Genomic DNA, 23,281 nt, shown 5'->3' on the forward strand with positions numbered 1-23,281 from the left:
GTCGGTCGGTCGGTCGGTCGGTCGGTCGGTCGGTCGGTCAATCCTCGGTCGGTCAGTCGTCGGTCGTCAGTCGTCCAGGAACTCGCCGTCGACGTAGACCCAGGCTCCGTCGTGGCGGGTGAAGCGGCTGCGCTCGTGGAGGGAGCCCGGCTCGCCGCCCTGGACGTAGCGGGCCCGGAAGGTGACCGTGCCGCGCTGGTGGAAGGCGGTGCCGTCGGTGGTGTCCAGGATCTCCAGGCCGGCCCACCGCGTGCCGGGGTCGAGGTCGAGGTCGGCGGGGCGGGTCTCGGGGGCCCAGGTGCGCAGGAGGTGGGCCGTGTCACCGACGACGAAGGCGCTGTAGCGGGAGCGCATCAGCAGTTCGGCGGTGGGCGCGGTGGCTCCCGTACCGGCGTGGAAGCGGCCGCAGCAGGCGCCGTAGCCGGCGTCGAGCCCGCAGGGGCAGGGCGTGTCGGCGGTGACCGGGGCGGGTGCGGGCGTGCGGCGGCGAGGGGCGGTCTTGCGTCGGGACATGCGGTCATTCTCCCTCAGCCGATGCCCGGGATGCGGACGCCGGCGTGGACGCCGAGGCCGGTTCGGGCTGTTCGGCGGGGGTGTCCGAGTAGCGTACGGAGCATGCGACTGACGATTCTCGGAGGCGGCGGATTCCGGGTGCCGCTGGTGTACGGCGCGCTGCTCGGCGATCACGCCGAGGGCCGGATCACCCACGTCACCCTGCACGACCTGGACGCGGACCGGCTGACGGCCGTCGCCCGGGTCCTCGCCGAGCAGGCCGAGGGGGTGCCGGACGCGCCCGTCGTCACGGCCACCACCGATCTCGACGCGGCGCTGCGCGGCGCGGACTTCGTCTTCTCGGCGATCCGGGTCGGCGGACTGGAGGGCCGGGCGGCCGACGAGCGGGTGGCGCTGGCCGAAGGGGTGCTCGGGCAGGAGACGGTGGGCGCGGGCGGGATCGCGTACGGCCTGCGGACCGTGCCGGTCGCGGTCGCGATCGCCCGCCGGATCGCCGCGCTCGCCCCGGACGCCTGGGTCATCAACTTCACCAACCCCGCGGGGACGGTGACGGAGGCGATGTCCCGGATCCTGGGCGACCGGGTCGTCGGCATCTGCGACTCCCCCGTCGGCCTGGGCCGCCGGGTCGCGCGGGTGCTCGGCGCCGACCCCGACCGGGTCTGGATCGACTACGCGGGCCTCAACCACCTCGGATGGCTGCGCGGTCTGCGGGTGGACGGCCGGGACGAGCTGCCGCGGCTCCTCGCGGACGAGGCGCTGCTGGGCTCCTTCGAGGAGGGGAAGCTCTTCGGCACCGAGTGGCTGCGGTCGCTCGGCGCGGTCCCCAACGAGTACCTGCACTACTACTACTTCAACCGGGAGGCCGTCGCCTCCTACCGGGGCGCCGGGAAGACCCGCGGGGCGTACCTCCTCGACCAGCAGGCCGGCTTCTACGCGGAGGCCCGCAGGCCCGGGACCCGCGCCCTGGACGCCTGGCACCGCACGCTCGCCGACCGGGAGGCGACCTACATGGCGCACAACCGGGAGGCGGCCGGGGCCGGCGACCGGGCCGAGGAGGACCTGGAGTCGGGCGGCTACGAGAAGGTGGCGCTGGCCCTGATGCGGGCGATCGCGCGCGGTGAGCGGACCACGCTGATCCTGAACGTGCGCAACGGCACCACGCTGCCGGGGCTCGACGCGGACGCGGTGGTCGAGGTGCCGTGCCTGGTGGACGCCAACGGCGCCCGTCCGGTGGCCGTGGACCCGCTGCCGTACCACGCCATGGGGCTGGTGTCGGCGGTGAAGGCGGTCGAGCGGGAGGTGCTCGCGGCGGCGGAGAGCGGGGCGCGGGCGGACGCGGTGAAGGCCTTCGCGCTGCATCCGCTGGTGGACTCGGTGGCGGTGGCCCGCCGGCTGCTCGACGGCTACACGGCGGCGCATCCGGGCCTCGCGTACCTGCGGGGGTGACGGCCGGCTCCCCGAGGGGCCCGTGGAGCGGACTCCACGGGCCTCCCGGTCGTACGGGCTGTGCCCTCCGGCGTACCGGTACGGGTCGGGGCGTGCGGGTACCGGTACGGGTCAGGGCTTGCGGGCCACCGCGGCCCAGCCCGGGATCGGGTCGTCGCCCTGCACCGGCACCGGCTCGCCCAGCTCGGGGTGCCAGGCGGCGGTGAGCGACACCCCGGGCTCGACGAACTCCAGGCCGTCGAAGAAGACCGCCAGCTCGTCGCGGGTGCGCGGTCGCAGGGTCAGCCCCCGCGCCTTGTACATGCCGACGGCCTTGGCGGCGCCTTCGGGGTCGAAGTCGCCGGTGACCTGGGAGAGCACGAGGTAGCTGCCCGGGGCGAGCTGGTCGACGAGCTTGGCGACGATGTCGTGGGCGCCGTCCTCGTCCCCCAGGAAGTGGAGCAGGGCCAGCATCGACAGGGCGATGGGCTGGTCGAAGTCAAGGACCTTTCCGGCCCGTTCGAGGATGGTCTCGGGATCGCGGGCGTCCGCCTGGATGTACTCGGTGGCCCCCTGGGGGGTCGAGCGCAGCAGGGCGGCCGCGTGCGCGAGCACGATCGGGTCGTTGTCGCAGTAGACGATCCGGGACTCCGGCGCGGCCGCCTGCGCGATCTGGTGCAGGTTGGGCTCGGTGGGGATACCGGTGCCGACGTCCAGGTACTGGCGCACGCCCTGGGCGCTGAGCCAGCGGATGGCACGGTGCATGAAGGCGCGGTTGACCCGGGCCATGTCCCGGCCGCGGGCGTCGACGGTGAGGAGCTGGCGGGCCATCTCCTCGTCGACGGGGTAGTTGTCCTTGCCGCCCAGGAACCAGTCGTACATCCGCGCGGGGTGCGGCTTGCTGGTGTCGATCCGTATCTCGCTCCGCGCGGAAGCGGGTTCCTGGGTCATCGGCTCTCCTGGTCGGGACGAACGGGTGGCGCTGCTACAAGAGTTACGTGACGGTAGGGGCAGGACGGAAGGGTTCAGGTGAGGAGAAAGTCAGCCTGACCGGATTTGGCTCCCGCGATGAACGCGGCGATCTCCCCGTGGGTGTAGATGAGCGCGGGTCCTTCAGGGTCTGCGGACTGTCGCACGGCGACCCTGCCGTCGGCCAGCTTCATGGCCTCCACGCAGTTGCCCCCGTTCCCGCCGCTCCAGGGCTTGTGCCATCCCTCGGCACCGAGCTCCGCGGCGGGCATGCCGTTGTATATGCGATCCATTCACAGCTCCTTGCGGAGATCCCTGAGGATCTCCTTCGTGCGTTGTGCAGTCGCGGCCTGCGCCGCCATACGGTCCATGACCTCCAGGTGGGACGCCACCTCGGGGCGCGCGTCGAGGTAGACGGCGCCGGTCAGGTACTCGCTGTAGACCATGTCCGGGAGTTCGGGCATGGCGAAGCGGAAGAGGACGAAGGGACCGTACGTGCCGGGGTGGTGGCCGGACGCGAACTCCGCGATCTGCAGGGTGACGTTCGGCAGCTCGGACGCTTCGAGCAGCCGGTCGAGCTGGTCGCGCATCACCTCGGGCCCGTCGCCGACCGGCCGGCGGAACACCGTCTCGTCCATGATCACCCAGAACCTGGGGGCGTCCTCCCTGGTCAGCAGGGACTGGCGCTCCATCCGGAGGGCTACATGCCGGTCGATGTCCTCTTCCCGCGCGGCGTCGCCGCCGCCGCCGACCGCTCCACTGCGGAGAATGGCACGGGCGTACCCCTCGGTCTGGAGCAGACCGGGGACGAACTGGGGCTCATAGGCCCGGATGAGGCTCGCGGCCCCCTCCAGGCTGACGTACATGGAGAACCAGCCGGGCAGCACGTCGTGGAACCGCTGCCACCAGCCGGGCAGGTTGGCCTCCTCGGCGAGGGCGACGAACGCCTCCGCCTCGGCGTCGGTGATCCCGTAGGTCTTCAGCAGCAGCTGGACGTACGGGATCTTCAGCGCGACCTCGGCGGTCTCCATGCGACGGACGGTCGCCGGGGCGACGTGGAGGACCTTCGCGGCCTCCTCCCGCTTGAGGCCCGCGCGCTCGCGCAGGTCCTGCAGACGCCGGCCGAGGACGACCTGTCCCACCGTGGGGGCGGACCGCGGCTCGCTCACTCCCAGACCTCCCCGACGCGCTGTTTTCGATGAGTGTGCCACGAAGCCCGGCCGGAGAGAACACGGCACTCTGCAATTTTCAGAGTGCCACTTGCCAAGTGTCCGAGTCAGGAGGACAGTGTTCCGGTGAACCAGTACGGACTGCCGCCGGAGCTCCCCGGGCCCCGGCGACAGCGATGTACGGCAGCCCTGCCCACTGTTGTGAGGAACCGGTCGTGGCTTCTGGTAACGCGCAGCCCTCAGGTCTCATGAGCTCCCGAGTCATGGCCCAGCGCCCGCAGCACCGCCACGATCCCGTCCACCACGACCCCCGGCACCGCGAGCCCCATCACCGCGACCCGCTCCGCCGCGACCCCCTCCGCCGCTTCGCCTTCGAGCTGCCCGCCCGCACCGAGTCCGTCAGCCGCGCCCGCCACCTCTCCGAGGAGCGGCTGGTCCTCTGGGGCCGCGGCTCCGAGATACGCGACACGGCCGCCCTGGTCGTCTCCGAACTGGTCACCAACGCGGTCCTGCACACCGCGAGCAGCCGGATCGTCTGCGAGCTGCGGGACGGCGCCGAGGCGCTCCGCATAGCCGTCCGGGACGAGGGCGGCCCCGCCGGCCCCCGGATACGCGACTGCGGCGCGGACGAACGAGGCCGCGGCCTCCTGATCGTCGACGCGCTCTGCGCGTCCTGGGGCGCCGAGCGCACCGGGCACGGCACGGCGCAGATCGTCTGGGCGGAGCTGGCCCACTCCCTGGGGGAGCCATGCTGAGATCCATGGCCACCCTGCTCGTCCCGCGCGGCCGCCGCTCCCCCGAGAACGGCCCCGGCCGCTCCCCCGCGGTCACCGCGACCCGCCTCGCGGTCCCCACCGGCCTGAACACCGGGCTCGGCTGCGACGCCGTCGGCGTCCCCGCCCGCTTCGGCTTCAAGATCCTCTCCCGGCTCCCCGCCAAGGGCTGCGTCTACGCCGACACCGACTGGTGGTGGTGGCTCGTCCCGGCCGGCTCCGACCTCGACCTGACCTGGCCGCTGCCCGCCTGCTACGCCCCCGGGGCCGAGATCCCCGACCGCGGCCCCCGGCTGATCCACCACCCGGACGGCACCTCGCCCTACACCCCGCCGATCCCCCTCTACCTGCTGACCTGCCAGCTCACCGGCACCGCCCCGGCCTGGCCGGCCCCGCCGGTGCGCAGCGCGCTCTGACCGCCCGGTCCCGCGGCTGCGTAGAGTCGGTGCCATGTTCACCCCGCAGGGCCCGACCCTCCGCGAACTGACCGGCCAGGCGCTCTCCTCGGTGGAGCACGGCTACGACCTCCTGGCGCCCAAGTTCGAAGCGACCCCGTTCCGCACCCCGGACCGGATCCTCACGGCGGTGGCCGACGCCCTGGAGGGCCTGGGTCCCTTCGGGACGGGCCTGGACGTCTGCTGCGGCACCGGCGCCGGCCTCCCCGTCCTCCGCTCGGTCTGCGCGGGCCGCGTCACCGGCGTCGACTTCAGTACGAACATGCTGGCCGAGGCGCGCCGCCGGCACCCCGACGCCACCCTGGTCCGCGCCGACGCCCTCGCCCTCCCCTTCGCACCGGCCTTCGACCTGGCGGTCAGCTTCGGCGCCTTCGGCCACTTCCTCCCCGCCGCCCAGCGCACCCTCTTCGCCCAGGTCCACGCCGTCCTCCGCCCCGGCGGCCTGCTGGCCTTCCCCCTCCCGGCCCCGCCCCCGGTCGGCTCCCGCGCCTACTGGACCCTCTGGGCCTTCGACGCCGCGATGCGCGTCCGCAACGCCCTCTGGCGCCCTCCGTTCGTCATGTACTACCGCACCTTCCGCCTCGCGGACGTCCGCGCCCTCCTGGAGGAGACCGGCTTCGCGGTCACCCACCTCCCCCTCCCCGACTTCGGCACCCGCCCGGACGGCAGCCCGAACTGCCGGCTGGTGGTGGCGCGGAAGGGCTAGGTGTATTGATCACGAGCGTTGTTGACACCGGTCTGGTCTTGAACATGGCGAAGACCTCCGGTGTGGTGGGAGCTGTCTAGGAACTCACCGCACGGAGGTCTTCGTGTCCCACCGTAATGCCCGGCTGACCGTCTTCGGTAGGAGACTGCTGGTCGAACGTGTCTGCTCCGGCCGTCCGGTCGCTCATGTGGCCGCCGAGATGGGTATCTCCCGGGCCACGGCCCACAAGTGGATCCGCCGGTGGCGGTCCGAGGGAGACGCGGGCCTGCACGACCGCTCCAGCCGCCCTCGGACCACGCCGCACCGGTCCGCGACCGCGGTGGAAGAGCAGGTCTGCGAGCTGCGGCGGACCCGCAAGCTCGGGCCGGCCCGGATCGGCCCGATCGTGGGCCTGCCCGCCTCGACCGTGCACCGGATCCTGACCCGGCACCGGCTGAACCGCCTGGCCTGGCTCGACCGCCCCACCGGGACGCCGATCCGCCGCTACGAACGCGAACGTCCCGGCGAGCTGATCCACGTGGACGTGAAGAAGCTCGGCCGGATCCCCGACGGCGGCGGCCACAGGACCCTGGGACGCCAGGCCGGCCGGGCCACCCGCAGCAACATGGGCTTCGACTACGTCCACTCCGCCGTCGACGACCACTCCCGCCTCGCCTACAGCGAGATCCACCCCGACGAGAAAGCCGCGACCTGCGCGGCCTTCCTGGCCCGCGCGGCCGCGTTCTTCCACAGCCAGGGCATCACCCGGATCGAACGGGTCCTGACCGACAACGCCTGGGCCTACCGCAAGGGCCTGGCCTGGAAGAACGTCCTGGCCGACCTCGGCGCGACCGGGAAACTCACCCGGCCCTACCGGCCGCAGACCAACGGCAAGGTCGAACGCTTCAACCGCACCCTGCTCGACGAATGGGCCTACCAGCGGCCCTACACCTCGAACCACGAGCGGACCGAAGCCCTGGCAGACTTCCTCCACACCTACAACCACCACCGCTGCCACACCGCACTCGACGGACACCCACCCATCACCCGCGTCAACAACCCTGCGGGTCAATACAGGCGTATCGACCCGCGGGGTTGTCGACGCGGGTCGATACACCTAGGGGGTGTCCGCCCCGCACGCGGTGCGGGCGGAGTCCGCCGGGACGAGGCGGAGCTTCTCCAGCGGGACCTTCATGCCGGCGCGCTCCCGCGCGTCCCAGAGCACCACCACTCCCCCGGAGTCGCCGAGCTTGAGGTAGGCGCGCTTCGGGTCCAGGACACCGCCGTCCACCGGGACCTCGGCGAGCGCGCCGACGGGGGCGGGGCAGACCCATTCGGGGTCGATGCCGTAGTAGCCGGGCGGGGTGCGGCCGGCCGCCGCGGCGGTGGCGTCCCGTGCCCCGGCCCGGCCGGCGCCGAGCAGTCCGATCTCCAGGAGGCCGGTGACGACCAGCAGGACGCTGAGGGCGAGGACCACCAGATTGCCGAAGACGCGGTCCTTGACGTGCAGGTGGAAGTGCTTCATGTAGCCCAGGAGTGCCGGGGCGAGGAACCACAGGCTCAGGCAGGCGGCCAGCTTGAGCATCGCCATCAGCTGGTAGGCCCGGGGTATCTCCACGTCCTCCAGGTCGACCCCGAAGGCGTCCAGGTACATCATGTGCAGGGTGGTGCCGACCCCGGGCAGCAACCCGAAGGCGAGCGGGATCAGGGCGGGCAGCAGCCAGGGGGCGACCCGCTGCCAGCTCCACTGGCGGACCAGGAGGCGGACGCCGTTCGCGACGGCGGCCCCCGCCGCCAGGGCGACGAGGACGGGGGCCGTGATCCCCGGATCGGGGACCGTCCACGCCAGGTAGGCCCCCAGCCCCGCGCTGCACAGGACGAGACCCGCGGCGACGCCCCTCGGGACCGCCCGCGAGCCGCCGTCCCCCGGAGCGCGGGAGAGGACGGCCTCGGCGGATCCGACGAGGACGGCGAGGAGCACCGTACTCGTCCACGACCACCGGTCCCGCACCAGGAGGACGTCGGCCTGACGGGCGCCGAGCAGCAGGCCGAGCAGGGCGACGACGATGAGGCGGCCCATCGTCCGGGAGGACTCCCGGCGGCCGCCGACCCGGCGCGCGGGCGTGGGCGCGGCGCCCGAGGGCCGCCGGGCCGCCGCCTCCGACCGCGCCCGCGTACCGGGGAGCGGCCGGGCCGCCAGCCAGCGGGCGGCCTGCGGTGTCCTCGCCGTGATCAGCCGACCGGTGTCCCGGGTGCCGAGGTTCTCTGCGGCCCAGCGGGCGAGCCGTCCCCGCGCCCGCTCCGCCGGGCCCGCCCCGGCGGGCACCCGCGGAGCCTCGTAGGCGAACCAGTGCGGCAGGTCCCTGGGGTCCCGCTCGACGCACTCGACCGCCTGGACCTGGAGGTCGAGCCCGCACTCCTCGGCGATCAGCTCGATCCGCTGCCGGGCGCCGGAGACCGCGTTCAGCCGGCTGCCGGGGAAGCGGGCCTCGATCAGGTAGCGGACGCGCCGCTCGACGAGCGGCTGCGGATCCCGCCCCTGCCGGTCGAGCACCGGCCATCCCCGGGCGGCGAGGGCCTCCTCGAACAGCTCGTGCTCGCCGCGCAGCCCGTGCACCTCGACGAGGGCCGTGGCCCGCCGGTCGAACCCAGACACTCGCGGCATCCGCCGCTCCCTCCCCCGAAGGTGCAGATGACGAGAAAGGCCGGTCGATACGAGATCGACCGGCCTGCTCCGTGGTGTCCGAGGGGGGACTTGAACCCCCACGCCCGATAAAGGGCACTAGCACCTCAAGCTAGCGCGTCTGCCATTCCGCCACCCGGACAAGGTGTCTGTCGTGATCGCGGGTGTTCCCCGCGGCGACATGGACAACTCTACCAGGGGTTCGCGGGCGCTTTCACCGGCGTTTTCCGTGGTCAGTCGTGGGTGGTGGAGGGGGCGGCCCGTGCGCCGGGTGGACCACGGGTCGTGACCGGGCGCACGGGGACCGCCCATCCCCGGGGATGCCGCCTCGGCGGCCGGGAGCCAGACGCCCCCCGACGCCTGCTCCGGGGTCCACCCTGGCCCCGGGGGGTTGGTCCAGGCCAGTCGGACGGCGGGATTACGTCAGGTCAGCGGAGGGCGGTGAGGCGGGCGGAGACGACGACGTTACCGGTGTAGCCGCCGGCGCGGGTGTAGGCACCGCCGCAGGTGATCACCCGGAGCTCGGGGGCGCCGGTGGAGGCGTAGACGCGGTCGGCGGGGAAGTCGTCCTTGGGGACGAGCTCGACGCCGTGGACGGTGAAGACGGCGGTGCGGCCGTCGGCACGGGGGATCTCGATCACGCGGCCGCGGGTGAGGGCGCCGAGGGCGTGGAAGACGGCGGGGCCGGCCGGGGTGTCGACGTGGCCGACGACGACGGCGGTGCCCGGCTCGCCGGGGGTGACGGCACCGGAGAACCAGCCCGCGCGGCCGGGGTGCTCGGGCGGTGGGGCCTCGATCCAGCCGTCCGCGTCCAGGCCGACCCGGGTGAGCGGGGCGTCCACGCCGATCGCGGGGATCGCGACGGAGAGCGGTGCGGCGGCGGGGAGGGCGGGGCGGGCGCGGAGCGGGGGCGCCGCCGGGGCGGGGGCGTCGGCCGCCACGGGCTGGGGCGGACCGGCGGCGGTGAGCTGCTCCGTACCGCCGCGCACGAGGTGGACCCCGGTGAGGAGGAGGATCGCGACGACGCCCCAGGCGCCGCGCCGGCCGTACGCGCTCTCCACGGCCCTCGGGCCTCCTCTGTTCGGACGGGTCGCTGGTCGCCCCTCCGTCCCGGACCTCGTCACACCGGGACGGAGGGGCCGTCTCAGGGGCGGCCGCGGGTCCGGCCGCGGCGGGCGAGGACGAGCGCGGCGGCGAGGCCCCCGGTGATGAGGGCGGCGCCGGTGGCCAGCTCGGCGGCGCCGAGCGCGGCGGAGCCGGTGGAGCTGCCGAAGCCGGCCTTGACGCCCTTGTGCGGGGGGACCGGGGGCGGCGTCGGGGTGGTGGTGCCGGGGGCGACGGTGAGGGTGGTGGTGCCGCGCTCGCCCTTGCAGTCGAAGACGATCTCGTACGCGGCGCCGGCCTTCGCGTCGATGTCGACGGTCGCGCGGCCGGGGCGGCCCTCGGTGAGGGTCACGGTGTCGAAGATCCCCGAGGTGACGGTCACGGACGGCACTTCGCAGCCGTCGCTGGTCAGGGTGACGGTGCCGCCGGGAGCGACGGTGGCGGGGGTGACGGAGAAGCCGAAGGAGGTGATGTCCGCGCCGGTTCCGGTGCCGATTCCGGTGCCGGTTCCGGTGTCCTCGTCGGCGGAGGCCGCGGGGGCGGACAGTGCCACGGCCGCGGCGGCGAGCAGGGCTGCGGAAGCGGTACGTATCGCGCGCATGCGGTCCTCCGGGTCGCGGCGGGGGCGGGGTCGCGGAGCCGCTCCGCGTCCGGGTCCGACGCCCGCGGCGCCGGTACCCCCACCGCGTCCGAAGCTAGGCGCGCCCCGGGGGCGCCGCCACCGGTCCCCCCTCGTGCTCCGCCGAACGGGGCACCCGGCCCGCCGGTCAGGGGATCCGGACGACCTGGCCCGCGTAGGAGAGGTTGCCGCCGAAGCCGAAGAGCAGGACGGGCGCGCCGGAGGGGAGCTCGCCGCGCTCGACGAGCTTGGCGAGGGCGAGCGGTACGGAGGCGGCGGAGGTGTTGCCGGAGTCCACGACGTCCCGGGCGACGATCGCGTTGACGGCGCCGATCTTCGCGGCGAGGGGTTCGATGATGCGCAGGTTGGCCTGGTGGAGGACGACGCCGGCCAGGTCCTCGGGGGCGATGCCGGACCGGGCGCAGGCCTCGCGGGCGAGGGCGGGGAGCTTCTGGGTGGCCCAGCGGTAGACGCTCTGGCCCTCCTGGGCGAAGCGCGGCGGGGTGCCCTCGATGCGGACGGCGTGGCCCATCTCGGGGACCGAGCCCCACAGGACCGGGCCGATGGCGCCGGTGTCGGTCTCGGTGGCCTCGACGATCACGGCGCCGGCGCCGTCGCCGGTGAGGACGCAGGTGGTGCGGTCGGTCCAGTCGGTGATCTCGGTCATCTTGTCGGCGCCGATGACGAGAGCGCGGCGGGCCGCCCCGGCACGGACGGCGTGGTCGGCGGTGGCGAGCGCGTGGGTGAAGCCGGCGCAGACCACGTTGAGGTCGAGGGTGGCGGGCGAGCCCATGCCGAGGCGGGCGGCGACCCGGGCGGCGGTGTTGGGCGAGCGGTCGATCGCGGTGGAGGTGGCGACGATGACGTAGTCGATGTCGCCGGGTGCGAGGCCGGCGGCGGCGAGCGCCTTGCCGGCGGCGTGCGCGGCGAGCTCGTCGACCGGCTCCTCGGGTCCGGCCATGTGCCGGGTGCGGATGCCGACCCGGCTGAGGATCCACTCGTCGCTCGTGTCGACCAGCTCGGCCAGGTCGTGGTTGGTCAGTACCTTGGCGGGCTGGTAGTGCCCGAGCGCGGAGATGCGAGTGCCCGTCATCCCGGGACCCCCTCGATGGTCGTTCGACGGCAGGAACCACCCAGTCTTGCCAGCGACTGATGGGTAACAGGTGACGTAAACCACCAAGATTCCCCCGAGTCGCTTGGCCGACCGTGACAAGGGGTCAGGCGGCACACCGGGTCGGGCGGGGTTTCCGGGGGTGGCGGAGAATGACACGGTCAGGGGCAGGAACACCGACGGAATCGAAGGCGGCGGGGATGGGACGGGTCACCGAACGACGGCGGGTCACGCGGATCCGGGGCGGCGCGGTGAACACGCGGCCGGACACGCTGGTGGCCGAGGAGCCGCTGGAGATCCGGCTGAACGGGCGGCCGATCGCGATCACGATGCGGACGCCGGGCGACGACTTCGCGCTGGCGGCGGGGTTCCTGGTGAGCGAGGGGGTGCTGGCCTCGGCCGCCGACGTGCGGTCGATCGTGTACTGCGCGGGAGCCAGGGAGGACGGTACGAACACGTACAACGTGGTCGACGTGAAGCTCGCGCCGGAGGTCGTCGTCCCCGACATCACGCTGGAGCGGAACGTCTACACGACCTCGTCGTGCGGGCTGTGCGGCAAGGCGAGCCTGGACGCGGTGCGGACGACGGCCCGCTTCCCGATCGCCGACACTCCCCCGGTACGGATCGCCCCGGCGCTGCTGTCGGAGCTGCCCGACCGGCTGCGGGCGGCGCAGAAGGTCTTCGACACGACGGGCGGGCTGCACGCGGCGGCGCTCTTCTCGGAGGACGGCGAGCTCCTCGACGTACGGGAGGACGTGGGCCGGCACAACGCGGTGGACAAGCTGGTGGGGCGGGCTCTGCGGGAGGACCTGCTGCCGCTGGGGCGGGCGGTGCTGCTGGTGTCGGGGCGGGCCTCGTTCGAGCTGGCGCAGAAGGCGGTGATGGCGGGGATCCCGGTGCTCGCCGCGGTGTCCGCGCCGTCCTCGCTGGCGGTCGACCTGGCGGTGGAGACGGGTCTGACGCTGGTCGGCTTCCTGCGCGGGCCGGACATGAACGTGTACGCGGGCGAGCACCGGATCGCGCTCTGAGGCACGGCCCCGGCGGGGTCAGTTCTTCGGCGGGTCGATCATCTGGAGGGCGAGGGTCGCCGGGGGCGGGGCGAGGCCGGGACCGCCGGCCTCGGTCCAGGCGAGGATGTCGTCGAGGCAGTCGTCGTCGAGGGTGAAGCCGACCCAGGCGGCCCGGCCGCCGCGCCGGCGGCCCTCGGTGGAGGGCTGGACGACGACGATGTTGGCCTGGGCGCAGGGGCCGAGGCAGTCGCTGGTCCGGACGGCGAGCTTCCCGCCGGAGGCCGCGGCGGCGGCGCGGAGCCGGTCGAGCTGGGCGTCGTGGTCGGTGCCGGGGTTCTTGCGGGGGTCGCCGCAGCAGCAGCCCCGGCAGACGACCAGGGAGCAGGGGCGGGCCCCGTACCGTATCGGGACGCGGCTCATCCCCGGCCGTCCAGGACGATCCCGGGGACGGTGGCGACCGTGCCGAGGCGGGGGAAGTCGAGGTCGACGGAGGCCCGGTGCTCGTCGGCGGTGAGGGCGGTCATGGCGTCCTCGGCGAAGACGAGGTCGTAGCCGAGGTCGGCGGCGGCGCGGGCGGTGGACTCGACGCCGAGGTTGGTGGCGATCCCGGCGAGGACGAGGGTGCTCACGCCGAGGCCGGTGAGCAGTTCGTGCAGCCCGGTGTCCTGGAAGCCGCCGATGGTGCGCTTGACGACGACCGGTTCGCCCGTGCGCAGCAGGTCGGGCACGAGCTCGCTGCCGGCCGGCTGGACGGGCACGCCGGGCCGTTCGACGCGGAGGTGGACGACGGGCGCGCCGGCGGTGCGGAAGGCGGCGGCGAGCCGGCCGGCGGCGTCGAGGACGTCGGTGCCGGGCCGGGGGGCGAGCGGCAGCGCGACGATCCGCTCCATCAGGTCGACGAGGAGGAGGGCGGTGCGGGCGGGATCGAGTGAGGGCATGGGAGCACGGTAGCCGCCCGGATGATCACCGCGGAGGGGGTGGTGGCGCGATCCGTCCGGCGCCGGGGAGCGGAGCCGGTGCGGGGGTGGAGGCCGGTACGGGGGCTGCGTGCGCACCGGCGGTTTCCGTGCCGGTGGTGGTGGTGGCGTCCGGCTCGGGCGGCTCCGGGTCGCGGGCCCGGCGCCTGGCGAGGACCGCGCAGACCATGAGCTGCATCTGGTGGAAGAGCATCAGGGGCAGCACGGCGAGGGAGGCGTGCGCGCCGAAGAGGACGCTCGCCATGGGCAGGCCGGCGGCGAGGCTCTTCTTGGACCCGGCGAACTGGATCGCGATCCGGTCGGCCCGGCCGAAACCGAGCTTCCCCGCCCCGTACCAGGTCAGCGCCAGCATCAGGGCGAGGAGGACGGCCTCGGCGGCGAGCAGCAGGGCGAGCCGGCCGGGGGTCACGAGGTGCCAGACGCCGGCCACCACGCCCTGGCTGAAGGCGGTGTAGACGACGAGGAGGATCGAGCCCCGGTCGACGTACCCGAGGACCTTCTTGCGGCGGGTCAGGAAGCCCCCGACCCAGGGGCGCAGCAGTTGCCCGAGGAGGAAGGGCACCAGGAGCTGGAGGACGATCCGGAGGAGGGCGTCGGCGGAGAGGCCGCCGGTGCTGCCGCCGAGCAGGGCGGCGGCGAGCAGCGGGGTGAGCACGATGCCGGCGAGCGAGGAGAAGGAGCCGGCGCAGATGGCGGCCGGCACGTTGCCGCGGGCGATCGAGGTGAAGGCGATCGACGACTGGATGGTCGAGGGGACCAGGCAGAGGAAGAGGAAGCCGCTGTACAGCTGGGGGGTGAGGACGGCCGGCACGAGTCCGCGGGCGGCGAGGCCGAGCAGCGGGAAGACGAGGAAGGTGCAGCCGAGGACGGTGAGGTGGAGCCGCCAGTGGCGCACCCCGTCGAGCGCCTCGCGGGTGGAGAGCCGGGCGCCGTAGAGGAAGAACAGCAGCGCGACCGCCCCCGTGGCGGCGGCCTCGGCGACGGTGGCGACGGCGCCGGACGCGGGCAGCAGGGCGGCGAGGCCGACGGTGCCGAGCAGGGCGAGGACATAGCCGTCGACCGGCAGCCAGGAGGGCAGGAGGGGGCGTCGGTTCATGGCTCCACGCGGGGCTGGTGGCGGTCGGTACGCGGTCCCGTGACGGGCCGGCGCGTCCTCCCATCCTGGTCCACGGGACGGTCATCGGGAATCCCGTACAGCCCACTGACTGTCATCACGATCCGCGATAACGTCGGGAGGGTGTACGAGCCCACCCAGCTGCGCACCTTCCTCGCCGTCGCGCAGGCCCTGAGCTTCACCCGGGCGGCCCGGCGGCTCGGGCTGCGCCAGTCGACCGTCAGCCAGCACGTGCGACGCCTGGAGGAGGCGACCGGGCGGCCGCTCTTCACCCGGGACACCCACAGCGTGGAACTGACTGAGGACGGTCAGGCGATGCTCGGGTTCGCCCGCACGATCCTCCAGGCGCACGAGCGGGCGGCGGCCTTCTTCACCGGGACGCGGCTGCGCGGCCGGCTGCGGTTCGGCGCGTCGGAGGACTTCGTGGCGACCCGGCTCCCGGAGATCCTGGAGTCCTTCCGGCGCGCCCACCCGGAGGTGGACCTGGAACTGACGGTCGGCCTCTCCGGGACGCTCCAGGCGCGGCTCGCGGCGGGGCGGCTCGACCTGATCCTGGCCAAGCGGGGCGCCGGCGCGGACGGCGAGGGCGGGGTGCCGGTGTGGAGCGACGTCCTGGTGTGGATCGGGGCGCCGGGGCTGCGGCTGGACCCGGAGCGCCCGGTGCCGCTGATCGTCTACCCGCCGCCGGGCATCACCCGGGCGCGGGCGCTGGCGGCGCTGGAGGCGGAGGGCCGGACGTGGCGGATCGCGTGCACGAGCTCCAGCCTGAGCGCGAACGTGGCGGCGGCCCGCGCGGGGCTCGGTGTGATGGCGCACACGCGCGGCCTGGTGCCGCCCGGGCTCGTCCCCGTACCGGCCAGGGCGGGACTGCCCGAGCTGGGCGGGGTCGACTTCGTCCTGCGGAAGGGGCGGCGCGGCGGGGCGGCGCAGGAGGCGGCGGACGCGCTGGCCGAGGCGATCCTGGAGAGCGGCGACGGGCTCCGGCAGCCGGGCTGAGCGCGCCCGGCGGCCCGGTACGGCGCCTGGGGCGGCGGGGACGGAGCGTCCGGCGGCCCGCCACGGCGCCTGGGCGGCGGGACCTCAAGGGGGCGGCCTCAGGGGGGCGCGGCCTCAAGGGAGGCGCGGCTTCGAGGGGGCGGCCTCACTGGGGGCGCGGCCTCAAGGACGGGCGGCCCGTCGGACGCCGGTCGGTCGTGGGGGCGTGCCCGGCCGGTACGAATTCGGTGGAGACTTCCGGCCCGGGGACGTACCGGTCGGTACGCAACGAGCGCCGCTCCTCGGTCACTTGCCCGACCACCTGTCCTGACCTGTACGAACGGGGAATGTCGCGGCTTGGTGAAGGTCCTGCCACCGCTGCTCCGGGTGGGGTACGGTCACGGCGCCGCAGCCGTCACAGCGGCCCCTTTCAGCCACCGAGCCGTCGAGGGAGGACCAGGTCCGTGCGCGAGTTCACCGTGCCGCCCGTCGAGGCGGCTCCGCTCAGCGGCGGCCTTGCGGACGCCGTCTTCGCCCGCGCCGCCGACACCCCCGACGCGGTCGCCTTCGGACGCCGGACGGCGGACGGGGCCTGGGAGGACGTGACCTGCGCCCGGTTCCGGGACGAGGTGCTGGCGCTGGCGAAGGGGCTGGTCGCGCACGGCGTCCGGTTCGGCGACCGGGTCGCCGTCATGTCCCGCACCCGCTATGAGTGGACCCTCTTCGACTTCGCGCTGTGGACGCTCGGCGCGCAGCCCGTGCCGATCTACCCGACCTCCTCCGCCGACCAGGTGCACTGGATGCTGTACGACGCCGAGGTCACCGCCTGCGTGGTGGAGCACGAGGACCACGCCATGACCATCGGTTCCGTGGTCGACCGGCTGCCGCGGCTCCAGCGGCTGTGGCAGCTCGACCCCGGCGAGGACGCGGGCCCCGGCGCGGTCGCGGAGCTCACCGCGGCCGGCGAGGGCATCGACGCGGAGGTGGTGCACCGGCACCGGCGCGCGGTCACCCCCGACTCGGTGGCCACGGTCATCTACACCTCGGGCACCACCGGCCGCCCCAAGGGCTGCGTGATCACCCACGGCCACTTCATGCACGAGACGGACGCCCTGCTGGCCGGCTGGGAGCCGGTCTTCCGCTCCCGCCCCGGCGACCGGGCGTCCACCCTGCTCTTCCTGCCGCTCGCCCACGTCTTCGGACGGATGGTGGAGGTCGCGGCGGTCCGCGGCGGGGTGAAGCTGGGGCACCAGCCGTCGATGACCGCCGCCGCGCTCCTGCCGGATCTGGCGACGTACCGGCCGAGCTTCGTCCTCGCCGTGCCCTATGTCTTCGAGAAGATCTTCCACGCGGCGCGCCGCCGGGCCGAGGCGGACGGGCGCGTGGGCATCTTCGACAAGGCCGTGGACGTGGCGGTGAAGTACGCGGAGGCGCTGGAGCACAAGGCGTTCGGCGAGGGCCCGGGCCCGTCGGCGGCGCTGCGGGTGCAGCACCAGTTCTTCGACAAGACGGTCTACGCCAAGGTGCGCGAGGCGTTCGGCGGGCGGATCCGGTACGCGATGTCGGGCGGATCGGCGATGGACCGCAGGACCGGGCTGTTCTTCGCCGGCGCCGGGGTCACCGTCTTCGAGGGGTACGGCCTGACGGAGACGACCGCCGCCGCGACCGCGAACCCGCCCGGCCGGGTCAGATACGGCACGGTGGGGCGGCCGGTGCCCGGCACGAGCGTGCACATCGCGGAGGACGGCGAGGTGTGGGTCCACGGCGGCCAGGTCTTCTCCGGCTACCTGGGCGACCCGGCGTCCACCGCCGCCGTGCTGAACGACGGCTGGCTCGCCACCGGCGACCTCGGCGCGCTCGACGCCGAGGGGTATCTGACGATCACCGGGCGGAAGAAGGAGATCCTGGTGACCTCCGGCGGCAAGAGCGTGGCGCCGACCGGCCTGGAGGAGCGGGTGCGGGCCCACCCGCTGATCGCCCAGTGCCTCGTCGTCGGCAACGACCGGCCGTACATCGCGGCCCTGGTCACCCTGGACCAGGAGGCCGTGGACCACTGGCTCGCCATCCAGAACCGCCCGCCGCTCTCCCCCGCCGAGCTGGTCAGGGACCCTGACCTGGAGACGGAGATCCGGCGGGGCGTGGTCGCCGCGAACACCCTGGTCTCGCAGGCGGAGTCGATCCGCACCTTCCGCATCCTCGCCCACCCCTTCAGCGAGGAGCACGGCCTCCTCACCCCGTCCCTGAAGCTGAAGCGGAAGGCCATCGAGCGCGCCTACGCGGCGGAGGTCGAGGCCCTGTACGGCTGACGGGACGGCGCCGCGCGGGCGGAATGTTACGGGGCGGGTGATCGTTGAAGGGCAGGGGCGGGCTCACGCGCGCCCTCCGCGTGAACGACCACGACGACGTAAGGATCCATCCCACGTGAGCACGGACAGCAAGGTCCCCTCGGTCATCCTGAACAACGGCGTGGCGATGCCGCAGCTCGGCTTCGGTGTCTGGCAGGTGCCGGACGACGAGGCGGCGAAGGCCGTGGCCACCGCCCTGGAAGCCGGGTACCGCTCCATCGACACGGCGGCGATCTACGAGAACGAGCGGGGCACCGGCAAGGCCGTGGCGGCCTCCGGGATCGCCCGCGAGGAGCTCTTCGTCACCACCAAGCTGTGGAACAGCGAGCAGGGCCACGACGCCACGCTGCGCGCCTTCGACGCCTCCCTGGAGCGCCTCGGCCTCGACTACGTCGACCTGTACCTGATCCACTGGCCGGTCCCGGCCAAGGACGCGTACGTCGACACCTACCGGGCGTTCGAGAAGATCCTCGCCGACGGCCGCGCCAAGGCGATCGGCGTCTCCAACTTCCTCCCCGAGCACCTGCGGCGGCTGACGGACGAGACCTCCGTCGTGCCCGCCGTGAACCAGATCGAGCTCCACCCGCAGCTGGCGCAGGCCGAGTCCCGCGCCCTCCACGCCGAGCTGGGCGTCGCGACCGAGGCGTGGTCGCCGCTGGGCCAGGGCCGCGGGCTGCTCGACGTCCCGGCGCTCGTCGCCATCGCCCGCAAGCACGAGCGCACCCCCGCGCAGGTCGTCCTCCGCTGGCACCTCCAGCTGGGCAACGTGGTCATCCCGAAGTCGGTGACCCCCTCCCGGATCCGCGAGAACATCGAGGTCTTCGACTTCGAGCTGGACGCGGAGGACATCGCCGCGATCGCGGCGCTGGACGAGGGCCGGCGCCTGGGCCCGGACCCGGCGCACTTCAACATGGCCTGAGGCCCCGGTGGCGGGGACGCGGGACGGGGGCCGCCCGGCCCCCGTCCCCGACGGGCTCTACCGGGTGCGGAACGTGGGCAGCGGGCTGGTCCTGGAGGTGTACGCCGGTTCGCGGCGCGGCGGCGCCAAGGTGCAGCAGGGCGCCGCGGCCGACGGGGCCCCGGGACAGCGCTGGCAGGTGTCCGCCGTGCCGAACGGCGGCGGGCTGTACCACCTGGTCAACGCGGCCAGCGGGAAGCGGCTCGACGTCGTGAACGCCTCCACGGAGCCGGGGGCGCTCGTCCAGCAGTGGCGGGCGAACAACTTCGGCGCCCAGGAGTGGATCATCCAGCGGGACGTCGAGGAGCCCGGGACGGTCACGCTGGTGAGCTTCGTCAGCGGGCTGCTCCTGGAGGTGGCGGACGGTTCGGCGGCCGAGGGCGCCGACATCCGGCAGGGGGAGGACACCGACTCCCCGTTCCAGTGGTGGCGGCTGGAGCCGGTGTCCTCCTGAGGCGGCCTCCGCCTCGGGAGTCGTTCCTCCCGAGGCGTCCGGCCCGGTCGCGGGCGGGCGGCCCGCGCGGTTCAGCCCTTGCGGGCGGTGTGCACCGTGTGGGCCGTCAGGTGGAAGAGGTCCGTGCGCCGGTGCAGGGACTGCGCGTCGGCCGGGTCGAGGAGCCGGTCGAGGGTGGCGCGGTCCTCGGCGTCCAGCCGGTCGCCGAAGCCCTCGCGGAGCCGCCCGAAGTGGCTGACCGCGAGCTCGCGGACGACCTGCGGGACCGGCGCCGGCACGTCCACGAGGAAGGTGCGGGTGCCGGCCGGGGTGAGGCCCGCGGCGACGAACAGGGCGCGCCAGTCGTCCGGTTCGCGGGTGGCGCCGGGCAGCTCCGCGCGCATCCGGGCGAACTGGTCGGCGTGCTCGGCCTCGAGGCGGGCCTCCAGGCCGGGGCGGCCGACACCGATGTCCCGGGGCAGGTGGCGGGGGGAGAGACCGCCCTCGACGAGCGCGATCAGACCGCCGGGGCGGAGCACCTCGGCCAGGTCGGCGACCGCCGCGCGCTGGTCGCCGATGTGATGCAGCGAGTTGCCGGCCCACAGCAGGTCGGCCTCGCCCAGCGTGGCGTTGTCGGCGGGGAGTTCGGCACGCAGGGTGCCGACCCGGTGGCCGAGGCCCTGGGCCTCGGCGCGGGCGCGGGCCCGCTCCAGGAGCTCCGGGGTCGCGTCGACGGCGACGGCCTCGGCGTACGGGAACGCCTCCGCGAGAAGCGTGGTGACGACCCCGGGACCGCTGCCGACGTCGAGGAGCCTGCGGACGCCGGCCGCCGGGACGAGGGTGCCGAGCCAGGCGGCGGCCTCGCGGTAGGCGGTGCCGGCGACCTCGGCCTGGCGCTCCAGGAGCGGGGCGAGCCGGCCCCAGTCGAGCTCGGCGCCGTCACCGTGGGAGTGGGAGTGGCCGCTCGCGGGTCCGTGGGAGTGGCCGCCGTCGGTGCCGTGGCCGTGGCCGCTCGCGGGTCCGTGGGAGTGGCCGCCGTCGGTGCCGTGGCCGCTCGCGGGTCCGTGGGAGTGGCCGCCGTCGGCACCGTGGCCCGCGTGGGGGGCGTGGCCCGGGCCGTGGTCGTGGGCGGGCGGGGCCGGGGCGGCGGCGGGGGCTTCGCGATGCTGGGTCATGGGAGCAGCCTGCGCCCCACCTCCCCGGAAACGCGAGAAAAGTTGCCGGTACGGCAAACGTGTCGGCCGATACCCGCCCGGTCTCTCCCCCCGCTCCCCACCCGATCCTCGCCCGGTGCTCGCCCCGTGCTCCCCGGCCCGAGACCCGGCCTCCGCCCGCGCTCCGGCGGGAGCGGCCGGTCGCCCATGGGCCTCTGTGGGAGGGCCGAGCGGCCGGGAAAAGTCCCGGGATGTTCTCCGGAGTCGCTGTTAGCCTGGGCGTATGGGTGCGTTCCACTACTACTTCTTCCGCTGATTCCGGGTCCGGCCCGGCCGCCGTCGCGGCCGTGCGCCGGTTTCGTGTGCCCGCATTCCACGAACCCCTCAGAGGAACACCCATGCGCGAACGCGCTCAGCTCTCCCTCCGTCATGTCGGCGTCGCCTTCGGGGACCGCCGCGTCCTCGACCAGGTCTCCTTCACCGTCCGTCCCGGCGAGAAGGCCGTCGTCGTCGGCGAGAACGGCTCCGGCAAGTCCACCCTGCTCCGGCTGCTCGACGGCACCCTGACCCCCGACGAGGGCGAGGTCCTGGTCCGCTTCCCGGGCTCCGTCGCCCGCCTGGCCCAGACCCTGCCCGACACGTACCCCGTCGGCCCGGACGACACCGTCCAGCACGCCCTCGACCTCGCCCTCGCCGAACTCCGCGCACTCGAAGCCGAGTTGCGGGAAGCCGAGGCGGGCCTCGGCTCGGCCGGGCCGGACGAGCTCGCCGCGTACGGCGAACTCCTCGACCGCTTCGAGGAGCGCGGCGGCTACCGCGCCGACGCCGAGGTCGCCGCCGCCCTGAACGCCCTCGGCCTGGGCCACGTCACCACCGACCGGCCGCTCGCCACCCTGTCCGGCGGCGAGCAGGCCCGGCTCGCGCTCGCCTGCGTGCTCTCCTCCGGGGCCGAGCTGCTGCTGCTCGACGAACCGACCAACCACCTCGACCGGGACGCCGTCGACTGGCTGCGGGCACGGCTCGCCGCGCACCGGGGCACCGCGCTCGTCGTCACCCACGACCGCGCCTTCCTCACCGGCTTCGCCACCACCGTCCTGGAGGTCGACCGGGACCTGCGGACCGTGCTGCGGTACGGGGACGGCTGGACCGGCTACCGGGCGGCGAAGGCCGCCGAGCGGCGCCGCAGGACGCAGGAGCACCTGGAGTGGCGGGAGGAGGTGGCCCGGACCGAGGAGCTGGTCGCGGCGGCCGGGCAGCGGCTCGCGGTGACCGGGAAGGACCCGCGCCAGGGCTTCGGCAAGCACCGGCGCTCCAGCGAGAACAAGCTCTCCGGGCAGGTGCGGACGGCCCGCCGCAGGCTGGAGGAGCTGCTGCGGGAGCCCGTGGCCGCGCCGCCGGAGCCGCTGCGTTTCGGCGGACGGTTCGCCGGGGACGGCGCGGAGCTTCCCGAGGGGCCGCTGGTGGAGCTGGAGGGCGTGGTCGTCGGCGACCGGCTCGCCGTGGGGAAGCTGCGGATCGGGGCCGGTGAGCGGCTGCTCGTCTCCGGTCCCAACGGGGCCGGGAAGACGACCCTGTTGCGGGTCCTGGCCGGTGAGATCGCGCCGGACGAGGGGGTGGTGCGCCGGATCGGCCGGGTCGGACATCTCGCGCAGGAACTGCCGCACTCCCCCACCCGCCGCACGGCCCTGGCGGTCTGGGCCGGGGGCCGGCCCGGCGAACCGGAGGAGCACGCGGCGGAGCTGCTCGCCCTGGGGCTGCTGCGGGAGGAGGACCTGGCCGTGCCCGTGGCCGCGCTCTCGGCCGGCCAGCGCCGCCGGCTCGAACTCGCTCTGCTGGTCCGGCGCCCCGCCGATCTACTGGTCCTGGACGAGCCCACGAACCACCTCGCGCCCGCGCTGGTGGAGGAGCTGGAGGAGGCGGTCGCCGCGTTCCCGGGCGCGGTGGTCGCGGTCTCTCACGACCGCGAGTTCCGCGACCGGTTCACCGGCCGCAGGATCGAACTGGCGGGAGGCCGGGTCGCCTTCTAGGGACGCGCCGCGAAGGAGTCCTGACGGGCGGGCTTCGCGTAGGCCGCCAGGCGGTACTCCGGGTCACGGCGGGGACGGTCCTGGTCCGGGAGGGCCGCCAGGGCGGCGGCGAGGGCGTCGACGGTGGCCGCGCCGCCCCGGAACCAGGAGGCGTACGCGCCGGCGCGGAGGCGGCGGGCGGTGCCTCGCGGGGTCGCGCCCTGGCCGTGGCCGGTGAAGGTGGTGGTGCCGGCCGGGGCGAGGCCGTGGGCGGCGGCGAGGGCGTCGACCCGTCCGGCCCGGTCGTGGGCGGCGGAAGCCGCCCGGTGCGGGCGGAGCAGGGCGTCGATGTCGCTGCCGACGTCGTGGGCGGCGTCCTTGTCGACGGTGACGGCGAGGACGCCGCCGGGACGCAGCACCCGTGCGGCCTCGGCGACGATCTCCCCGGTGTACGGCACCAGATGGAGCAGCCACACCGCGCAGACCGCGTCGAAGCCGGCGTCGGGGAAGGGCAGCCTGCGGGCGTCGGCGCGGACCACCCGCCCGGGCAGCCGCGACCCGGCGGCCCGGAGCATGGCGTGGGCGGCGTCGGCCCCGAGGACCCGCGGCCCGGCTCCGGCGATCCGCTCGGTGACCAGTCCGGTGCCGCAGGCGAGGTCGAGGAGGGTGCGGGCGCCGGGCGGCAGGAGCCTCAGCACGGCGCCGGCCGCCGCTTCCGCCCGGGGCACGCCGCCACGGGTCTCGTCGTAGTGCGCCGCCTCGGTCTCGTAGTCGAGCAGGGTGTCCGCCATGCCGGGGATCGT

The 23,281-nt window shown here is 74.5% G+C and carries 23 protein-coding genes, 1 tRNA gene and 1 pseudogene; 11 read left to right on the forward strand and 14 right to left on the reverse strand.

The genetic code is table 11. From position 1 onward, the window contains the following. Positions 1-66: 66 nt before the first annotated feature. Entirely contained in the window at positions 67-513 is a 447-nt protein-coding gene (locus tag ACF1BN_RS01410) for a YchJ family protein (RefSeq protein WP_392329533.1), read from the reverse strand. Positions 514-615: 102 nt separating this feature from the next. On the opposite strand from ACF1BN_RS01410, the gene ACF1BN_RS01415 reads away from it, so the two are divergent. Continuing rightward, positions 616-1,959 (forward strand): 6-phospho-beta-glucosidase, encoded by a 1,344-nt coding sequence (locus ACF1BN_RS01415; protein ID WP_392329534.1) that lies wholly within the window; start codon positions 616-618, stop codon positions 1,957-1,959. Positions 1,960-2,070: 111 nt separating this feature from the next. Here ACF1BN_RS01415 and ACF1BN_RS01420 read toward each other — a convergent pair whose 3' ends face one another. The 3 genes from ACF1BN_RS01420 to ACF1BN_RS01430 all read right to left on the reverse strand — a co-directional run bounded on the left by ACF1BN_RS01420 (position 2,071) and on the right by ACF1BN_RS01430 (position 4,076). Next, positions 2,071-2,889, reverse strand: a complete 819-nt coding sequence (locus ACF1BN_RS01420; protein ID WP_392329535.1) for an SAM-dependent methyltransferase — start codon at positions 2,887-2,889, stop codon at positions 2,071-2,073. A gap of 74 nt (positions 2,890-2,963) precedes the next feature. Beyond that, complete coding sequence (locus ACF1BN_RS01425; protein ID WP_030495614.1) at positions 2,964-3,200, reverse strand: DUF397 domain-containing protein; 237 nt, start codon at positions 3,198-3,200, stop codon at positions 2,964-2,966. Then, the gene (locus ACF1BN_RS01430; RefSeq protein WP_392329536.1) at positions 3,201-4,076 is read right to left on the reverse strand and encodes a helix-turn-helix domain-containing protein; all 876 of its coding nucleotides are present in this window, start codon (positions 4,074-4,076) and stop codon (positions 3,201-3,203) included. A 215-nt stretch (positions 4,077-4,291) separates the two neighbouring features. Between ACF1BN_RS01430 and ACF1BN_RS01435 the strand changes: the two genes are divergently transcribed. The 4 genes and pseudogenes from ACF1BN_RS01435 to ACF1BN_RS01450 all read left to right on the forward strand — a co-directional run. Further along, positions 4,292-4,831, forward strand: coding sequence for an ATP-binding protein (locus ACF1BN_RS01435; RefSeq protein WP_392329537.1), 540 nt, complete (start codon positions 4,292-4,294; stop codon positions 4,829-4,831). Between the two features lie 5 nt (positions 4,832-4,836). Beyond that, complete coding sequence (locus ACF1BN_RS01440; RefSeq protein WP_392329538.1) at positions 4,837-5,265, forward strand: hypothetical protein; 429 nt, start codon at positions 4,837-4,839, stop codon at positions 5,263-5,265. A 34-nt stretch (positions 5,266-5,299) separates the two neighbouring features. After that, positions 5,300-6,010, forward strand: coding sequence for a class I SAM-dependent methyltransferase (locus ACF1BN_RS01445; protein ID WP_392329539.1), 711 nt, complete (start codon positions 5,300-5,302; stop codon positions 6,008-6,010). A gap of 103 nt (positions 6,011-6,113) precedes the next feature. Then, positions 6,114-7,067 (forward strand): annotated as a pseudogene (locus ACF1BN_RS01450) (IS481 family transposase); the annotation flags it as partial. A gap of 39 nt (positions 7,068-7,106) precedes the next feature. Here the strand turns inward: ACF1BN_RS01450 and ACF1BN_RS01455 are convergent. The 5 genes from ACF1BN_RS01455 to ACF1BN_RS01475 form a co-directional block, all read right to left on the reverse strand. Continuing rightward, positions 7,107-8,654, reverse strand: a complete 1,548-nt coding sequence (locus ACF1BN_RS01455; RefSeq protein ID WP_392329540.1) for a hypothetical protein — start codon at positions 8,652-8,654, stop codon at positions 7,107-7,109. A 72-nt stretch (positions 8,655-8,726) separates the two neighbouring features. Beyond that, positions 8,727-8,814 (reverse strand) — tRNA-Leu (locus ACF1BN_RS01460). Positions 8,815-9,100: 286 nt separating this feature from the next. Further along, complete coding sequence (locus ACF1BN_RS01465) at positions 9,101-9,733, reverse strand: class F sortase (RefSeq protein WP_392329541.1); 633 nt, start codon at positions 9,731-9,733, stop codon at positions 9,101-9,103. An 83-nt stretch (positions 9,734-9,816) separates the two neighbouring features. Further along, on the reverse strand, positions 9,817-10,377 hold the full coding sequence (locus tag ACF1BN_RS01470; protein WP_392329542.1) for a hypothetical protein: 561 nt from the start codon (positions 10,375-10,377) through the stop codon (positions 9,817-9,819). A gap of 166 nt (positions 10,378-10,543) precedes the next feature. Continuing rightward, the gene (locus ACF1BN_RS01475) at positions 10,544-11,488 is read right to left on the reverse strand and encodes a beta-ketoacyl-ACP synthase III (protein WP_392329543.1); all 945 of its coding nucleotides are present in this window, start codon (positions 11,486-11,488) and stop codon (positions 10,544-10,546) included. Between the two features lie 218 nt (positions 11,489-11,706). Here ACF1BN_RS01475 and fdhD point away from each other — a divergent pair, with 218 nt between their 5' ends. After that, positions 11,707-12,534, forward strand: a complete 828-nt coding sequence (gene fdhD, locus ACF1BN_RS01480; protein WP_392329544.1) for a formate dehydrogenase accessory sulfurtransferase FdhD — start codon at positions 11,707-11,709, stop codon at positions 12,532-12,534. Positions 12,535-12,552: 18 nt separating this feature from the next. On the opposite strand, the gene ACF1BN_RS01485 is transcribed toward fdhD, so the two are convergent. The 3 genes from ACF1BN_RS01485 to ACF1BN_RS01495 are packed head-to-tail and all read right to left on the reverse strand — an operon-like array spanning position 12,553 to position 14,589. Beyond that, entirely contained in the window at positions 12,553-12,936 is a 384-nt protein-coding gene (locus ACF1BN_RS01485) for a (2Fe-2S) ferredoxin domain-containing protein (protein WP_376597212.1), read from the reverse strand. Further along, positions 12,933-13,454 (reverse strand): isochorismatase family protein, encoded by a 522-nt coding sequence (locus ACF1BN_RS01490; protein ID WP_392329545.1) that lies wholly within the window; start codon positions 13,452-13,454, stop codon positions 12,933-12,935. Before ACF1BN_RS01490 ends, ACF1BN_RS01485 begins: the two co-directional genes overlap by 4 nt. 25 nt (positions 13,455-13,479) lie before the next feature. Then, complete coding sequence (locus tag ACF1BN_RS01495; protein ID WP_392329546.1) at positions 13,480-14,589, reverse strand: bile acid:sodium symporter family protein; 1,110 nt, start codon at positions 14,587-14,589, stop codon at positions 13,480-13,482. Positions 14,590-14,730: 141 nt separating this feature from the next. On the opposite strand from ACF1BN_RS01495, the gene ACF1BN_RS01500 reads away from it, so the two are divergent. From ACF1BN_RS01500 to ACF1BN_RS01515, 4 genes are all read left to right on the forward strand, one after another. Continuing rightward, the gene (locus tag ACF1BN_RS01500) at positions 14,731-15,603 is read left to right on the forward strand and encodes a LysR family transcriptional regulator (RefSeq protein WP_392329547.1); all 873 of its coding nucleotides are present in this window, start codon (positions 14,731-14,733) and stop codon (positions 15,601-15,603) included. A 443-nt stretch (positions 15,604-16,046) separates the two neighbouring features. After that, a complete protein-coding gene (locus ACF1BN_RS01505) occupies positions 16,047-17,888 on the forward strand; it encodes an AMP-dependent synthetase/ligase (protein ID WP_392329548.1) in 1,842 nt (613 codons plus the stop codon). A gap of 166 nt (positions 17,889-18,054) precedes the next feature. Beyond that, the gene (locus tag ACF1BN_RS01510; RefSeq protein ID WP_376597236.1) at positions 18,055-18,846 is read left to right on the forward strand and encodes an aldo/keto reductase; all 792 of its coding nucleotides are present in this window, start codon (positions 18,055-18,057) and stop codon (positions 18,844-18,846) included. 7 nt (positions 18,847-18,853) lie between these two features. After that, positions 18,854-19,339: an RICIN domain-containing protein gene (locus tag ACF1BN_RS01515; RefSeq protein ID WP_392329549.1), complete on the forward strand. Its 486-nt coding sequence runs from the start codon at positions 18,854-18,856 to the stop codon at positions 19,337-19,339. Positions 19,340-19,410: 71 nt separating this feature from the next. On the opposite strand, the gene ACF1BN_RS01520 is transcribed toward ACF1BN_RS01515, so the two are convergent. Beyond that, positions 19,411-20,493, reverse strand: a complete 1,083-nt coding sequence (locus tag ACF1BN_RS01520; RefSeq protein WP_392329550.1) for a class I SAM-dependent methyltransferase — start codon at positions 20,491-20,493, stop codon at positions 19,411-19,413. A gap of 377 nt (positions 20,494-20,870) precedes the next feature. Here ACF1BN_RS01520 and ACF1BN_RS01525 point away from each other — a divergent pair, with 377 nt between their 5' ends. After that, positions 20,871-22,499, forward strand: coding sequence for an ABC-F family ATP-binding cassette domain-containing protein (locus ACF1BN_RS01525; protein ID WP_392329551.1), 1,629 nt, complete (start codon positions 20,871-20,873; stop codon positions 22,497-22,499). Here ACF1BN_RS01525 and ACF1BN_RS01530 read toward each other — a convergent pair. Further along, on the reverse strand, positions 22,496-23,257 hold the full coding sequence (locus ACF1BN_RS01530; RefSeq protein ID WP_392329967.1) for a class I SAM-dependent methyltransferase: 762 nt from the start codon (positions 23,255-23,257) through the stop codon (positions 22,496-22,498). The two genes, ACF1BN_RS01525 and ACF1BN_RS01530, sit on opposite strands and share 4 nt — an antisense overlap. Between the last annotated feature and the right edge of the window lie 24 nt (positions 23,258-23,281).

This window comes from Streptomyces sp. NPDC014861 (assembly GCF_043081625.1).
Lineage (GTDB): Bacteria > Actinomycetota > Actinomycetes > Streptomycetales > Streptomycetaceae > Streptomyces.

Coding starts and splice junctions, on each gene's coding strand:
- ACF1BN_RS01410 (WP_392329533.1), bottom strand. CDS start 513: ATGTCCCGACGCAAGACCGCCCCTCGCCGCCGCACGCCCGCACCCGCC.
- ACF1BN_RS01415 (WP_392329534.1), top strand. CDS start 616: ATGCGACTGACGATTCTCGGAGGCGGCGGATTCCGGGTGCCGCTGGTG.
- ACF1BN_RS01420 (WP_392329535.1), bottom strand. CDS start 2,889: ATGACCCAGGAACCCGCTTCCGCGCGGAGCGAGATACGGATCGACACC.
- ACF1BN_RS01425 (WP_030495614.1), bottom strand. CDS start 3,200: ATGGATCGCATATACAACGGCATGCCCGCCGCGGAGCTCGGTGCCGAG.
- ACF1BN_RS01440 (WP_392329538.1), top strand. CDS start 4,837: ATGGCCACCCTGCTCGTCCCGCGCGGCCGCCGCTCCCCCGAGAACGGC.
- ACF1BN_RS01445 (WP_392329539.1), top strand. CDS start 5,300: ATGTTCACCCCGCAGGGCCCGACCCTCCGCGAACTGACCGGCCAGGCG.
- ACF1BN_RS01455 (WP_392329540.1), bottom strand. CDS start 8,654: ATGCCGCGAGTGTCTGGGTTCGACCGGCGGGCCACGGCCCTCGTCGAG.
- ACF1BN_RS01470 (WP_392329542.1), bottom strand. CDS start 10,377: ATGCGCGCGATACGTACCGCTTCCGCAGCCCTGCTCGCCGCCGCGGCC.
- ACF1BN_RS01475 (WP_392329543.1), bottom strand. CDS start 11,488: ATGACGGGCACTCGCATCTCCGCGCTCGGGCACTACCAGCCCGCCAAG.
- fdhD (WP_392329544.1), top strand. CDS start 11,707: ATGGGACGGGTCACCGAACGACGGCGGGTCACGCGGATCCGGGGCGGC.
- ACF1BN_RS01485 (WP_376597212.1), bottom strand. CDS start 12,936: ATGAGCCGCGTCCCGATACGGTACGGGGCCCGCCCCTGCTCCCTGGTC.
- ACF1BN_RS01490 (WP_392329545.1), bottom strand. CDS start 13,454: ATGCCCTCACTCGATCCCGCCCGCACCGCCCTCCTCCTCGTCGACCTG.
- ACF1BN_RS01495 (WP_392329546.1), bottom strand. CDS start 14,589: ATGAACCGACGCCCCCTCCTGCCCTCCTGGCTGCCGGTCGACGGCTAT.
- ACF1BN_RS01510 (WP_376597236.1), top strand. CDS start 18,055: ATGCCGCAGCTCGGCTTCGGTGTCTGGCAGGTGCCGGACGACGAGGCG.
- ACF1BN_RS01520 (WP_392329550.1), bottom strand. CDS start 20,493: ATGACCCAGCATCGCGAAGCCCCCGCCGCCGCCCCGGCCCCGCCCGCC.
- ACF1BN_RS01525 (WP_392329551.1), top strand. CDS start 20,871: ATGCGCGAACGCGCTCAGCTCTCCCTCCGTCATGTCGGCGTCGCCTTC.